The sequence below is a fragment of the Enterobacter chuandaensis genome (genome assembly GCF_039718975.1).
GTDB lineage: Bacteria > Pseudomonadota > Gammaproteobacteria > Enterobacterales > Enterobacteriaceae > Enterobacter > Enterobacter chuandaensis.
The window spans coordinates 2,667,821-2,681,467 of sequence record NZ_CP097173.1; the positions used below are offsets into that span (position 1 = coordinate 2,667,821).

A 13,647-nucleotide genomic window follows, 5' to 3' on the forward strand; every position below is an offset into this window, starting at 1 on the left:
GCCACCCGGCTATAAACAATGAACACGAACAAACAGCAACCGATTGTTATTTAACATTTATTTATTGAAAATAGCGCATTATACGCATCAAGCAATAAAATCATGAAAAAGGGTAAAATTAAGTAAAAAATAAAGGGTAGTTAACAGATTTCTGTTAATTTAATGCCCTCAAAATCTATCTATAATTACAAGCACCTGCATTGATGGAGAAGCACATGACAGCAACACATGAGGCGGTAAAGACCCGCCACAAGGAGACGTCTCTCATTTTCCCGGTTCTGGCACTGGCTGTGCTGCTCTTCTGGGGAAGCAGTCAGTCACTGCCAGTGGTGGTTGGTATCAATATTCTTGCCCTGGTGGGCATTTTAACCAGCGCCTTTAGCGTCGTTCGCCATGCGGACGTATTAGCCCACCGTCTGGGCGAACCTTACGGCTCGTTAATTCTCAGCCTTTCCGTTGTTATTCTCGAAGTCAGCCTGATTTCCGCGCTCATGGCAACCGGCGATGCCGCTCCGACGCTGATGCGCGATACGCTCTATTCCATCATTATGATTGTGACGGGCGGCCTGGTGGGCTTCTCTCTGCTGCTGGGCGGACGCAAATTTGCGACCCAGTATATGAACCTGTTTGGCATTAAACAGTATCTGATTGCCCTTTTCCCGCTGGCGATTATTGTGCTGGTCTTCCCGATGGCGCTGCCGGGTGCAAACTTCTCCACCGGCCAGGCCCTGCTGGTCGCGCTGATTTCCGCAGCCATGTACGGCGTGTTCCTGCTCATTCAGACCAAAACGCACCAGAGCCTGTTTGTTTACGAACATGAAGATGACAGCGACGACGATGACCCGCACCACGGCAAGCCATCGGCCCACAGCAGCGCGTGGCACACGGTTTGGCTGATCGTGCATCTGATTGCGGTTATCGCGGTCACCAAGATGAACGCCAACCCGCTGGAGACGCTGTTAACTGAGATGAACGCCCCGGTGGCCTTTACCGGTTTCCTGGTGGCGCTGCTGATTCTCTCCCCTGAAGGGCTGGGCGCGCTGAAAGCGGTGTTGAACAATCAGGTGCAGCGCGCAATGAACCTGTTTTTCGGCTCCGTGCTGGCGACCATTTCCCTCACCGTACCGGTGGTGACGCTGATTGCCTTTATGACCGGGAATGAATTGCAGTTTGCGCTGGGCGCGCCGGAGATGATTGTGATGGTGGCGTCGCTGCTGCTGTGCCAGATTTCGTTCTCTACCGGCCGCACCAACGTTCTCAACGGCGCGGCGCATATGGCGCTGTTTATTGCGTATTTGATGACGATCTTTGCGTGAGATTGATCCGGTGCGGCCTGATGCCCTCACCCCAACCCTCTCCCACAGGGAGAGGGAGAAAATATAAAAAAACCCGCCGAAGCGGGTTTTTTTATTAGTTGCTGGTATCCAGCTCGTCGAAGCTCTTCACCAGATCGTCGATCGCTTTGATCTGTTTCAGGAACGGCTCCAGCTTATCCAGCGGCAGCGCGGAAGGACCATCGCATTTCGCGTTAGCCGGATCCGGGTGCGCTTCAATGAACAGACCTGCCAGGCCGGTCGCCATACCAGCGCGCGCCAGCTCGGTCACCTGAGCACGACGGCCGCCCGATGCTGCACCAAACGGGTCGCGGCACTGCAGCGCATGGGTCACGTCGAAAATCACCGGAGACTGGCCAGAGACGTTCTTCATTACGCTGAAGCCCAGCATGTCCACAACCAGGTTGTCATAACCGAAGTTAGCGCCACGGTCGCACAGAATAATCTTGTCGTTACCGCCTTCGATAAACTTATCAACGATGTTACCCATCTGGCCAGGGCTCACGAACTGCGGTTTTTTCACGTTGATCACGGCACCGGTTTTCGCCATCGCGGCAACCAGGTCGGTCTGGCGAGCCAGGAACGCCGGAAGCTGGATCACGTCTACCACGTCTGCCACAGGCTGCGCCTGCCAGGACTCATGCACGTCGGTGATCACTTTCACGCCAAAGGTCTGCTTCAGCTCCTGGAAAATTTTCATCCCCTCTTCCAGGCCCGGGCCACGGTAAGAGTTGATGGAGGAGCGGTTGGCTTTGTCAAAAGAGGCCTTAAACACGTACGGGATGCCCAGCTTCTGGGTCACGGTCACGTAGTGCTCGCAGATACGCATGGCGAGGTCGCGGGATTCCAGCACGTTCATACCGCCAAACAGCACGAACGGCAGGTCGTTTGCTACCTTGATATCACCAATGCTAACCACTTTTTGTTTCATAGGATCGCCTTATTCAGGTGTGAATCGGAATTAAGATTAATGCAGTGTAATTTGTTTGTGCGAGATCGCGTTGATCTGCGCGCGAATCATTTCGCTAATCGGATCTTCCGGGCACTGCTCAACGAAATAGCTCAGATCGTTCAGCGCCACGTGTTCACAATCGAGCTGGGCATAAATGAGCCCGCGGTCGCGAATTTCGTACGGATCTTCCGGATTAAACTGCAGCAGCACTTCACTGGCTCGCAGAGCCAGCTCCATCTGACGCTCTTCCATCAGCGCTGACTTCAGCGTATCCAGCAGCTTGCGGATGACTTCGGCGTTGTCGGCTTCGTCGAGATCTTCATTAAAGAGCTCGGCCACCGGGCTGATGTTGCCCTTCAGCCAGACGTCCAGCGTATGCTCATCCAGCGTGTCGCCGTTAAACGGATTAATGAGCCACATCTCACCGTCCAGCCACTCCGCACGCAGGATCATCTGCGTCGGGAAAATGACCGGCACCAGTGGAATATCCAGACGGTGCGCAACCCACAGCAAAATAGAGCCCAGCGCAACGGCGCTGCCCTGACGATTTTTTAAAACCTGGTCCAGCCATAATGCGTCAGACAGGCGATACACGCCACGCGTGTCGCAGAAACCCCATTCGCCGTAGAAAAGCTCCAGAAGCTTCTCTAATTGCCAGTCCTGCGGGCGCGCCTGATTAATCTCTTCACGCGCCAGGCTGACCAGATTCTCCAGCTCATCGTAGACGTACTGCGACGTAAAATCGTCGCGTATCATCTCCGAAATCAGGATCATGCCATCGCAAAGCGGCACTTTATTAAATTCGAAATCGGCTAAGGACTTCATGACTTACCCCAGTAACGGTATTCTTGTGGTGGCGAGTTTAATGATGATGTACAGCACCACCAGACCCAGCAGAAAGGCGATAAACCCGGCCTGCTGGCTGCGCGGACGACGACGCCCAAGCGCGATAAAACCCAAAACGATATAGATGATAACGCCAAACAGCTTTTCAGTCAGCCATGCGCCTTTATCAGTAAAAGGCAGATAGCCCGTCTTCCACATTAGCCCGGCCCCTGTCAGAAACAGCACCGTATCAATGCAGTGTGGTGCAATGCGCACCCAGCGTGCCTCAATCAACGGATTGTTGCTGTAGCGCCACCAGTAGCGGACGATGAAAAACCCTATGGTCAGCGCCACGGAAATCAGGTGAGCTGTTATCAGCACGCTAAACAGGCTCATCGCCACTGCCCCAGCGTCAGGCGCTCATTACCGCCGTAGTCGCGGCAGGTTTCCACGGCGGTATATCCCGCTTGCGTAAACAGCGCCCGAACGGCTTCGCCCTGTGTCCAGCCATGTTCCACCAGCAGCCAGCCGCCGGAAAGCAAATGCTGTCGTGACGTTGTCACAATGTGATCGAGATCGGCTAACCCTTCCCTGGCGGCGACCAGCGCCGTTAAGGGCTCGAAGCGAACATCGCCCTGGGCGAGGTGCGGGTCTTGTTCGTCGATGTAGGGGGGATTACTGACGATCATCGCAAATGAACGGTTCTCCAGCGCGGTAAACCAGCTGCTTTGCAGCACCGTAACGTTGCGCGAACCAAGACGCTCAACGTTACGCTGCGCCAGCGCCACCGCGTCGGGCATCACATCCACTGCCGTCACATCGCAGTCTGGCCGCTCGCTGGCAAGCGCCAGCGCGATAGCCCCTGTCCCCGTTCCGAGATCGAGAATGCTGCAGGATGTAGCGGGTAAACGCGCCAGCGCCTGCTCTACCAGACACTCGGTGTCCGGACGCGGGATCAGCGTCGCCGCCGAGACGTAAAGCGGTAGCGACCAGAACTCGCGCTCACCGACAAGGTGCGCCACCGGCTCGCCCGTTTTACGGCGGGCAAGCAGCGCGGCGAGCCGAGCTTCCTGCTCAGCGGTCAGCTCAGTTTCGCCGAATGCCAGCAGGTACGTGCGGGCTTTACCCGTCACATGTTCAAGCAAAATTTCGGCATCGCGCTTCGGGCTTTCGCTTTCGGAAAGCTCACCGGCCGCCTCACGTAACCAGCGCTGAAAATCCATTATTCCTGCTCAGACAGCGCCGCCAGCTGGTCGGCCTGGTATTCCTGCACGATAGGCTCAATCAGCATATCCAGCTTCCCTTCCATCACCTCGTCCAGACGGTACAGCGTCAGGTTGATGCGGTGGTCGGTCACGCGGCCCTGCGGGAAGTTGTAGGTACGGTTACGATCGCTGCGATCGCCGCTGCCCAGCAGGTTACGACGGGTAGAGGCTTCCGCCTGCTGACGCTTCGCCATCTCCGCCGCGTGGATGCGCGCACCCAGCACGGAAAGCGCTTTGGCTTTATTTTTGTGCTGAGAACGTTCGTCCTGACACTCCACCACAATGCCGGTTGGCAGGTGGGTAATACGGATGGCGGAGTCGGTGGTGTTAACGTGCTGACCGCCCGCCCCGGAGGAACGGAAGGTATCGATGCGCAGATCCGCCGGGTTGATGTCCGGCAGTTCCGCTTCCGGCAGCTCCGGCATCACCGCCACCGTACAGGCGGAGGTGTGAATGCGTCCCTGAGATTCTGTCGCAGGCACGCGCTGCACGCGGTGACCGCCGGATTCAAACTTGAGACGGCCATACACGCCGTCGCCGCTGATCTTGGCGATAACCTCTTTATAGCCACCGTGTTCGCCTTCGTTGGCGCTCATGATCTCCACGCGCCAGCGACGCGATTCGGCGTAGCGGCTGTACATGCGGAACAGATCCCCTGCAAAGAGCGCCGCTTCGTCACCACCGGTGCCGGCACGTACTTCTACAAACGCGTTACGTTCATCGTCCGGATCTTTCGGCAGGAGCAGCACCTGCAGCTGCTGCTCCATCTCTTCGGAACGCGCTTTTGCATCCTGTAACTCTTCCTGCGCCATCTCGCGCATCTCAGGATCGTCGAGCATCATCTGCGCGGTTTCAATATCTTCCTGAACCTGTCGCCAGTCGGTAAAGCATTTTGACACATCACTCAACTGCGCATATTCACGCGACAGCGCGCGAAAACGTTCCTGGTCCGCAATGGTCCCGGCATCGCCGAGCAGCGCCTGTACTTCTTCATGGCGCTCGTGCAGAGCTTCCAGTTTAGCGACGATAGAAGGCTTCATAGGCGTAAGTGCACCTTGTCTTAGAAAATGGGTATAGGGCGCTATTCCAGCCCGAGGCTGTTGCGCAGAATAGTCAGGCGTTCATCATCCCCGTCACGGGCGGCCTGTTGAAGAGATTTGGTTGGCGCATGGATCAGGCGATTGGTCAGTTTCCATGCCAGATCCTGCATAATAGCCTGCGCGTCGCCGCCCTGCTCCAGGGCCGCTAACGCTTTGGCAGTCAGGTCATCACGCACCTGCTCCGCCTGTCCGCGGTACTCGCGGATGGTCTCGCTGACGCTTTGCGCGCGCAGCCAGGCCATAAACTCGCTGGTTTCCTGCTCAACAATGGTTTCCGCCTGCACCGCCGCCGCTTTACGCTGGGCGAGGTTATGCGAAATGATGCTTTGCAGGTCATCCACGCTGTAAAGGTAGGCGTTAGCCAGCTTGCCCACTTCCGGTTCAACATCGCGCGGAACGGCGATATCCACCAGCAGCATTGGCTGATTACGGCGGGATTTCAGCGCACGCTCCACCATCCCTTTACCGATAATCGGCAGCGGGCTGGCGGTAGAACTGATAATAATGTCCGCCTCTTTCAGGCGTTCATCGATGTCGCTCAGCGCAACCACCTCGGCCCCCACTTCGTCCGCCAGCACCTGCGCGCGTTCGCGGGTGCGGTTAGCGATAATCATCTTTTTCACTTTATGCTCGCGCAGATGGCGCGCCACAAGCTCGATGGTTTCGCCCGCGCCTACCAGCATAACGGTGACGGTCGACAGGGATTCAAAGATTTGACGTGCGAGGGTACAGGCCGCGAAAGCAACAGAAACCGCACTGGCACCAATGTCGGTTTCGGTTCGCACACGCTTTGCCACGGAGAAGGACTTCTGGAACATGCGTTCCAGCTCGCTGGCCTTGAGATGCCCTTTTTGCGAATCCGCAAACGCTTTTTTCACCTGACCCAGAATTTGCGGCTCGCCGAGCACCAGCGAATCCAGACCGCTGGCGACGCGCATAAGATGGCTGACGGCATCGTTATCCTGATGCCAGTACAGGCTGTTGCGCAGCTCTTCTTCGTTGAGGTTGTGGTAATCACATAGCCAGCGGATCAGCGCCTCGTGCAGGTTATCCTGCTCTTCCACGCTTAAATACAGCTCGGTACGGTTGCACGTCGAAAGCACCACGCCACCCTGCACCATCGGTTGTGCAAGCAGGCTGTCCAGCGCCAGGTCGAGCGTATCCGGCGAAAACGTTACGCGTTCTCGCAGCGAAACCGGGGCCGTTTTGTGGTTAATGCCGAGTGCTAATAGGGTCATGTTGAGCGGGAGTAGTACCAGCGTTAATAAGGTTAGCAGGACGCATCATACAGGATGCGCGAGATCAATAAAAGGGACTGCCTCCTTTCGGAGTAATAGGTTACACAACGCTTTGAGATAATTTGAACGTAGACGGTGGCACTGCGGGACGCTAGCATTAACAGTTATAACTGCAACGTATCTCAAGGATTTGTCATCATTATGACCCGACTGATTCGCCTGCTGCCTCTGGCGGCCCTGGTTCTGACCGCATGTACTGTTACTCAGCCTAAAGGTCCAGGCAAGAGCCCCGACTCACCGCAGTGGCGTCAGCACCAGCAGGACGTCCGTAATCTGAAACAGTACCAGACGCGCGGCGCGTTCGCCTATCTCTCTGACGAACAAAAGGTTTATGCGCGCTTCTTCTGGCAGCAAACGGGCCAGGACAACTATCGCCTGCTGCTACTGAACCCATTGGGCAGCACCGAGCTGGAGCTTAACGCTAAGCCAGGCGAAGCGCAGATCACCGATAACAAAGGTCAGCACTATACCGCGACCGATGCCGAAGAGATGATTGGCAAGCTGACCGGGATGCCAATTCCGCTGAACAGTCTGCGCCAGTGGATCCTCGGCCTGCCGGGCGAAGCGACCGACTATACGCTTGACGACCAGTACCGTCTGAGCCAGGTCAACTACACCCAGAACGGCAAAACCTGGAAAGTGGTGTACAGCGCCTATGACAGCAAGAGTAAACCGTCGCTGCCATCGAACATGGAGCTGACCCAGGGCAGCCAGCGCATCAAGCTGAAAATGGACAACTGGATCGTTAAATGATGACCCACTGGCCTTCCCCGGCAAAACTGAACCTGTTTTTATACATCACCGGCCAGCGTGCAGACGGATATCACACCCTGCAGACGCTGTTTCAGTTTATTGACTATGGCGACACGATCGCCATCGAACCGCGTCAGGACGGGCAGATTTGCCTGCTGACGCCGGTCGACGGCGTTGAGCATGAGGATAACCTGATCGTGCGCGCCGCGCGCCTGCTGATGAAAGCCGCGGCGGAATCGGGGCGTCTGCCCGCGGGAAGTGGTGCGGATATCCATATCGAGAAGCGCCTGCCGATGGGCGGCGGTCTTGGCGGCGGCTCTTCTAATGCGGCAACCGTACTGGTCGCACTGAACCATCTCTGGGGTTGCGGGCTGTCGACGGATGAACTGGCTGCTTTAGGCTTAACGCTGGGAGCGGATGTCCCGGTGTTTGTTCGCGGTCACGCGGCTTTTGCCGAAGGTGTGGGCGAAATTCTTTCCCCGGTTGAGCCGCCGGAAAAATGGTATCTGGTTGCCCACCCGGGCGTGAGCATTCCGACTCCGGTCATCTTTAAAGATCCTGACCTGAAAAGAAATACCCCGATTCGGTCAATAGAAACGTTATTAAATTGTGAATTCAGCAACGATTGCGAGGATATCGCAAGAAAACGTTTTCGCGAGGTTGATGCGGTGCTTTCCTGGCTGTTAGAATACGCGCCGTCGCGCCTGACTGGTACAGGGGCCTGTGTCTTTGCTGAATTTGACACCGAATCCGCCGCTCGTCAGGTGCTTGAGCAAGCGCCGGATTGGCTGCATGGTTTTGTAGCGCGCGGGATGAACACCTCCCCCCTACAGCAGGCCATTCTGGCGCAGACTGAGTTTCGGTGACAACGTCACCCTGTTCCAGACGTTGCATCGCGCTCTTTAATACACCGCCTGGATAGCCTTCGCCTGGCCCGCACAGTTTTCGGCGAACGCTATCCACCACTGGACGCATGCCTGAGGTTCTTCTCGTGCCTGATATGAAGCTTTTTGCTGGTAACGCCACCCCGGAACTAGCACAACGTATTGCCAACCGCCTGTACACTTCCCTCGGCGACGCCGCTGTAGGTCGCTTTAGCGACGGCGAAGTCAGCGTACAAATTAACGAAAATGTACGCGGTGGTGATATTTTCATCATCCAGTCCACCTGTGCTCCAACGAACGACAACCTGATGGAACTGGTTGTTATGGTCGACGCCCTGCGTCGCGCTTCCGCAGGCCGTATCACTGCTGTAATTCCTTACTTTGGTTATGCCCGCCAGGACCGTCGCGTCCGTTCCGCGCGTGTGCCAATCACCGCTAAAGTTGTCGCGGACTTCCTGTCCAGCGTCGGCGTTGACCGCGTACTGACCGTTGACCTGCACGCAGAGCAGATCCAGGGCTTCTTCGACGTCCCGGTTGATAACGTATTCGGCAGCCCAATCCTGCTGGAAGACATGCTGCAGCTGAACCTGGACAACCCAATCGTGGTTTCTCCGGACATCGGCGGCGTGGTACGTGCCCGTGCTATCGCTAAGCTGCTGAACGATACCGACATGGCCATCATCGACAAGCGTCGTCCGCGCGCTAACGTTTCTCAGGTGATGCACATCATCGGTGACGTGGCTGGCCGCGACTGCGTGCTGGTTGACGACATGATCGATACCGGCGGCACGCTGTGTAAAGCCGCTGAAGCGCTGAAAGAGCGTGGTGCCAAGCGCGTATTTGCTTACGCGACTCACCCGATCTTCTCCGGTAATGCGGTAAACAACCTGCGCAACTCCGTCATTGACGAAGTTGTGGTATGCGATACCATCCCTCTGAGCGACGAGATCAAGGCACTGCCAAACGTGCGTACCCTGACCCTGTCCGGGATGCTGGCCGAAGCGATTCGTCGTATCAGCAACGAAGAATCCATCTCAGCAATGTTCGAACACTAATCGAACACGGCCAAAAAACCCGCTGCGGCGGGTTTTTTTGTCTCTGGATTTTATTTGTATGATTAATGCCTCCTTCACCTGCCATTCACATGACAGATGATGCGCATACGGATGATAGATAATTGTGAAAAACGTAGCCTCCTCACATGTTCTGCCCTTTCGCGCCCTCATCGACGCCTGCTGGAAAGAGAAGTACACCTCGTCACGTTTTGTGCGTGACCTGATAGCCGGGGTCACCGTCGGCATTATTGCCATCCCGCTGGCGATGGCGCTGGCGATTGGTAGCGGCGTTGCGCCACAGTACGGTCTGTACACCTCGGCGGTTGCCGGGATTGTCATTGCTCTGACGGGGGGCTCGCGCTTCAGCGTCTCCGGCCCGACCGCCGCGTTTGTGGTGATCCTTTACCCCGTTTCGCAACAGTTTGGTCTGGCAGGCCTGCTGGTTGCCACCCTGATGTCCGGCCTCTTTTTAATTCTGTTCGGTCTGGCCCGTTTTGGACGCCTGATTGAATATATTCCCCTTTCCGTGACGCTGGGGTTCACTTCGGGGATTGGTATCACCATCGGAACCATGCAGATCAAGGATTTCCTCGGCCTGCAGATGGCTCATGTTCCGGAACACTATCTGCAAAAAGTGGGAGCGCTGTTTATGGCGCTGCCGACGGCCAACCTGGGCGACGCCGCCATTGGGATTGTGACGCTGGGCACGCTGATCGTCTGGCCTCGCCTCGGTATTCGCCTGCCGGGCCATCTGCCCGCGCTGCTGCTGGGCTGCGCGGTGATGGCTATCGTCAATATGTTCGGCGGCCATGTCGCGACGATCGGCTCGCAGTTCCACTATGTTCTGGCGGACGGTTCACAGGGTAGCGGCATTCCGCAACTGTTGCCGCAGCTGGTGCTGCCGTGGGATATGCCGGGCTCCACTTTTACACTGAGCTGGGATTCGCTGCGCGCCCTGCTGCCCGCTGCGTTCTCAATGGCGATGCTGGGGGCGATTGAATCTCTCCTCTGCGCCGTGGTGCTCGACGGCATGACCGGTACCAAGCACAAAGCCAACAGCGAACTGGTCGGTCAGGGCTTAGGGAATATTATCGCGCCCTTCTTCGGTGGTATTACGGCAACGGCGGCTATCGCCCGCTCTGCGGCGAACGTGCGCGCGGGGGCCACATCACCGGTCTCGGCGGTCATTCACTCCCTGCTGGTGATTCTGGCGCTGCTGATCCTTGCTCCGCTGCTCTCCTGGCTGCCGCTTTCCGCCATGGCCGCCCTGCTGCTAATGGTGGCCTGGAACATGAGCGAGGCGCATAAGGTAGTGAACCTGCTGCGTCACGCGCCAAAAGACGACATCATCGTGATGCTGATCTGCATGTCGCTGACCGTGCTGTTCGATATGGTTATCGCCATCAGCGTCGGGATCGTGCTTGCGTCCCTGCTGTTTATGCGCCGCATCGCGCAGATGACTCGCCTTTCCCCGGTTAACGTGGAAGTGCCTGACGATGTGCTGGTTCTGCGCGTGATAGGCCCGCTGTTCTTCGCCGCGGCGGAAGGTTTGTTCAGCGAACTGGAGTCCCGCATCGCGGGCAAACGAATTGTGGTGCTGAAGTGGGATGCCGTTCCGGTGCTGGATGCCGGCGGCCTGGATGCCTTCCAGCGCTTTGTTGCACGTCTGCCAGAAGGCTGCGAGCTTCGGGTAAGCAACCTGGAATTCCAGCCCCTGCGCACCATGGCGCGCGCGGGCGTCCAGCCAATCCCTGGCCGACTCTCCTTCTATCCTAACCGCGAAGCCGCGTTAGCGGATCTGTGAGTTACCCGATGCAGAGAAACGTCTCTGCATCATCACCCCGATCGCCTGCTGGAGCCATCCCAGCACGGCAGGCGTCATCCACGTGCCTTTCATCAGATGCGGCTCCTGCTGCATGGCAGTGCGGAATTTTTGCTGAGTCTCGGGATCCGTCCCTGCATACGACTGGAACAACGCCAGCCAGTTTTCCGCCAGCTTTTGCGCCTCCTCCGAGGCAGGATCGCGATTTTCCCGCTGCGCCTGGTGCAGTTTCGCCACCAGCGGCGGCCACTCCATCATGCGATCGAAGTAGTGCGCTCGGGTAAAGGCCATCTCTTCGGCAGTGAGATACTTCTCCCAGATGCTGAGCTTAGATTCCGCAAACGCGCGCGTGATGTAATCGGTCATCTCCGGCGTGATGCCGGTCTGCTCGCGCATTTGAGGCTCCACGCTGTGCATCTCGTTCAGGCGGGTGAGAAACTCCGGCTTGCCCGCCGTGTCCTGTTCCAGGCGCTCCATCCAGCGCGTTGCCAGATCCATCGCCCGCGAGTCAGTCACGGGTATATTTTTTTCCAGCAGCGCGTTTGCTTCTGCCACCAGCCCTGACCAGATAGCCGCCAGCGCATCCTTCTGCACCACAAACGGCAGCTGCTGTAACTCTTCTTTGCTAAACCAGCGATCGTACATATTCATTAACTCCAGAGTCTGTAGCCAGGACTCCAGATCCGGCGTCGCATCGTCGGTAAGCCCGGTACGCAGCGCCACCAGCCGGTCGCGCAGCGTGTGTATGCTGCGCAGCTGTTTATCCAGCAGCGTGATTTGCGCATCGAGTAGCTCGGTCAACGACAGCGACTCCTTTTCCAGAAAATCCCTGATTTCAGCAAGTTCCAGCCCCGCTTTTGCCAGCGCCTGGATCATGTGCAGACGCTGGACATCCGCCAGGTTGTAAAGCCGGTAACCTGCCGCGCTTCTGGCAGAAGGCAGCAACAGCCCTGTTTGCTCGTAGTGATGCAATGTCCGCACGGTGATACCGGCTCGTTTCGCCAGCTCACCCACCTGAATCAACATAACTGCTCCTTTTTACTTTGCCAGTGCCACCACTCTGGAGCCTTACGTTACGTGAGGGTCAATATGCTATGCAAAAAAAAACGACTCCGGATGGAGTCGTTTCAATGTTCTTAATCAGGCACTAGCTGTGCTTATGCTGGTCGCGACGACAGCGTTTGTCGTAGTGGCGCACCCACCAGTATTTATCGCAGACTTCCTCATGTCCGCTCACGCGCGCCCCGGCGAGCCACAACACCGCACCGAGGAAGATGCTCAGTACCGCGCCATGCGCGAAGTATTGCGGGAGATCAAGCTGCGGCAGCTGGTTTAAAATGGAATAACCTACGCCGACTACCATCACGAAGAGCCCCAACCCCATCAGCACGTTACCGAGTAACGAAGCGTTTTTGCGTTTCATGTGTCACCTCCGGAACTTTGGGTTGTCAGGGGAAAAGCCCCTAATCCTTGTGTGTATAGTATAGACAACGCCCCTTTTATGAGTTGCGTGAATGATCACAATTACAGATAACTCCCAGACAAAAATTTACAAATAAAACATTGAACAGCTTGAAATTCTAATTGTTCAGATAAGTAATTATTTGCATCTTGCTGTGACGCTCGCAGAATTTTGTCAAGCGGCGCGCCAGACAGTAAACTACGCGCCAGATCTGGAACCCATTAGGAATTAAATCGTGACGATTAAACTGATTGTCGGCCTCGCCAACCCAGGCGCAGAATATGCGGCAACCCGCCACAACGCCGGGGCATGGTACGTCGATCTGCTGGCCGAGCGGTTACGTGCTCCCCTGCGAGAAGAACCCAAATTCTTCGGCTATACCTCACGTATCAACCTCGCTGGCGCGGATGTTCGCCTGCTGGTGCCCACCACCTTTATGAACCTGAGCGGCAAAGCGGTGGCGGCGATGGCAACGTTTTATCGCATCAATCCGGATGAAATTCTGGTGGCTCACGATGAGCTAGATCTTCCGCCCGGCGTGGCAAAATTCAAGCTGGGCGGCGGGCACGGCGGTCACAACGGTCTTAAAGATATCATCAGCAAGCTGGGCAATAACCCGAATTTCCACCGTTTGCGCGTGGGAATCGGCCATCCGGGCGATAAAAACAAAGTTGTCGGTTTCGTTCTCGGTAAGCCCGCGGTTTCTGAGCAGAAACTGATTGACGAAGCGGTAGACGAAGCGGCGCGCTGCACCGAAATCTGGCTGAAAGACGGCTTAACTAAAGCGACAAACCGCTTACACGCTTTCAAAGCGCAATAATCCGCCCGATACGGCTTTTTTACCGCGCGTCATGCGGGTTACGTGTATAATAGGCGTAGTTATTTACTTTTCATCAA

At 56.5% G+C, this 13,647-nt stretch carries 14 protein-coding genes; 6 read left to right on the forward strand and 8 right to left on the reverse strand.

Annotation, left to right across the window (positions count from 1 at the left end; translation table 11 throughout):
* The first annotated feature begins 215 nt into the window (after nucleotides 1-215).
* On the forward strand, nucleotides 216-1,316 hold the full coding sequence (gene chaA, locus MX657_RS13020) for a sodium-potassium/proton antiporter ChaA (RefSeq protein ID WP_080329370.1): 1,101 nt from the start codon (nucleotides 216-218) through the stop codon (nucleotides 1,314-1,316).
* Between the two features lie 94 nt (nucleotides 1,317-1,410).
* Here the strand turns inward: chaA and kdsA are convergent, their stop codons facing one another.
* From kdsA to hemA, 6 genes are read right to left on the reverse strand one after another with little or no spacing between them, the layout of a single operon-like run.
* Nucleotides 1,411-2,265 carry a 3-deoxy-8-phosphooctulonate synthase gene (gene kdsA / locus MX657_RS13025; protein ID WP_119915837.1) on the reverse strand — a complete coding sequence of 285 codons (855 nt, stop codon included), beginning with the start codon at nucleotides 2,263-2,265 and terminating at the stop codon, nucleotides 1,411-1,413.
* Between the two features lie 36 nt (nucleotides 2,266-2,301).
* Nucleotides 2,302-3,111: an invasion regulator SirB1 gene (gene sirB1, locus MX657_RS13030; RefSeq protein WP_008499515.1), complete on the reverse strand. Its 810-nt coding sequence runs from the start codon at nucleotides 3,109-3,111 to the stop codon at nucleotides 2,302-2,304.
* 3 nt (nucleotides 3,112-3,114) lie between these two features.
* On the reverse strand, nucleotides 3,115-3,507 hold the full coding sequence (gene sirB2, locus MX657_RS13035; protein WP_217478781.1) for an invasion regulator SirB2: 393 nt from the start codon (nucleotides 3,505-3,507) through the stop codon (nucleotides 3,115-3,117).
* Nucleotides 3,504-4,334, reverse strand: a complete 831-nt coding sequence (gene prmC, locus MX657_RS13040; RefSeq protein WP_346805941.1) for a peptide chain release factor N(5)-glutamine methyltransferase — start codon at nucleotides 4,332-4,334, stop codon at nucleotides 3,504-3,506. The genes sirB2 and prmC overlap by 4 nt, the downstream gene beginning before the upstream one ends.
* Nucleotides 4,334-5,416: a peptide chain release factor 1 gene (prfA, locus tag MX657_RS13045; RefSeq protein ID WP_021240360.1), complete on the reverse strand. Its 1,083-nt coding sequence runs from the start codon at nucleotides 5,414-5,416 to the stop codon at nucleotides 4,334-4,336. The genes prmC and prfA overlap by 1 nt, the downstream gene beginning before the upstream one ends.
* Before the next feature lie 41 nt (nucleotides 5,417-5,457).
* A complete protein-coding gene (gene hemA, locus MX657_RS13050; RefSeq protein ID WP_048208560.1) occupies nucleotides 5,458-6,714 on the reverse strand; it encodes a glutamyl-tRNA reductase in 1,257 nt (418 codons plus the stop codon).
* Nucleotides 6,715-6,915: 201 nt separating this feature from the next.
* Between hemA and lolB the strand changes: the two genes are divergently transcribed.
* The 4 genes from lolB (at nucleotide 6,916) to dauA (ending at nucleotide 11,270) form a co-directional block, all read left to right on the forward strand.
* Nucleotides 6,916-7,527 carry a lipoprotein insertase outer membrane protein LolB gene (gene lolB / locus MX657_RS13055; protein WP_080329374.1) on the forward strand — a complete coding sequence of 204 codons (612 nt, stop codon included), beginning with the start codon at nucleotides 6,916-6,918 and terminating at the stop codon, nucleotides 7,525-7,527.
* The gene (gene ispE / locus MX657_RS13060) at nucleotides 7,524-8,393 is read left to right on the forward strand and encodes a 4-(cytidine 5'-diphospho)-2-C-methyl-D-erythritol kinase (RefSeq protein WP_346805942.1); all 870 of its coding nucleotides are present in this window, start codon (nucleotides 7,524-7,526) and stop codon (nucleotides 8,391-8,393) included. The genes lolB and ispE overlap by 4 nt, the downstream gene beginning before the upstream one ends.
* 125 nt (nucleotides 8,394-8,518) lie before the next feature.
* Nucleotides 8,519-9,466 carry a ribose-phosphate diphosphokinase gene (gene prs, locus MX657_RS13065; protein WP_003856663.1) on the forward strand — a complete coding sequence of 316 codons (948 nt, stop codon included), beginning with the start codon at nucleotides 8,519-8,521 and terminating at the stop codon, nucleotides 9,464-9,466.
* Nucleotides 9,467-9,590: 124 nt separating this feature from the next.
* Nucleotides 9,591-11,270: a C4-dicarboxylic acid transporter DauA gene (dauA, locus tag MX657_RS13070; RefSeq protein ID WP_346805943.1), complete on the forward strand. Its 1,680-nt coding sequence runs from the start codon at nucleotides 9,591-9,593 to the stop codon at nucleotides 11,268-11,270.
* Here dauA and MX657_RS13075 read toward each other — a convergent pair.
* Complete coding sequence (locus MX657_RS13075; protein WP_346805944.1) at nucleotides 11,256-12,314, reverse strand: MerR family transcriptional regulator; 1,059 nt, start codon at nucleotides 12,312-12,314, stop codon at nucleotides 11,256-11,258. The two genes, dauA and MX657_RS13075, sit on opposite strands and share 15 nt — an antisense overlap.
* Before the next feature lie 121 nt (nucleotides 12,315-12,435).
* A complete protein-coding gene (gene ychH / locus MX657_RS13080) occupies nucleotides 12,436-12,711 on the reverse strand; it encodes a stress-induced protein YchH (protein WP_008499505.1) in 276 nt (91 codons plus the stop codon).
* A 274-nt stretch (nucleotides 12,712-12,985) separates the two neighbouring features.
* Here ychH and pth point away from each other — a divergent pair, with 274 nt between their 5' ends.
* Complete coding sequence (gene pth / locus MX657_RS13085; RefSeq protein WP_119915842.1) at nucleotides 12,986-13,570, forward strand: aminoacyl-tRNA hydrolase; 585 nt, start codon at nucleotides 12,986-12,988, stop codon at nucleotides 13,568-13,570.
* The last annotated feature ends 77 nt before the right edge of the window (nucleotides 13,571-13,647 follow it).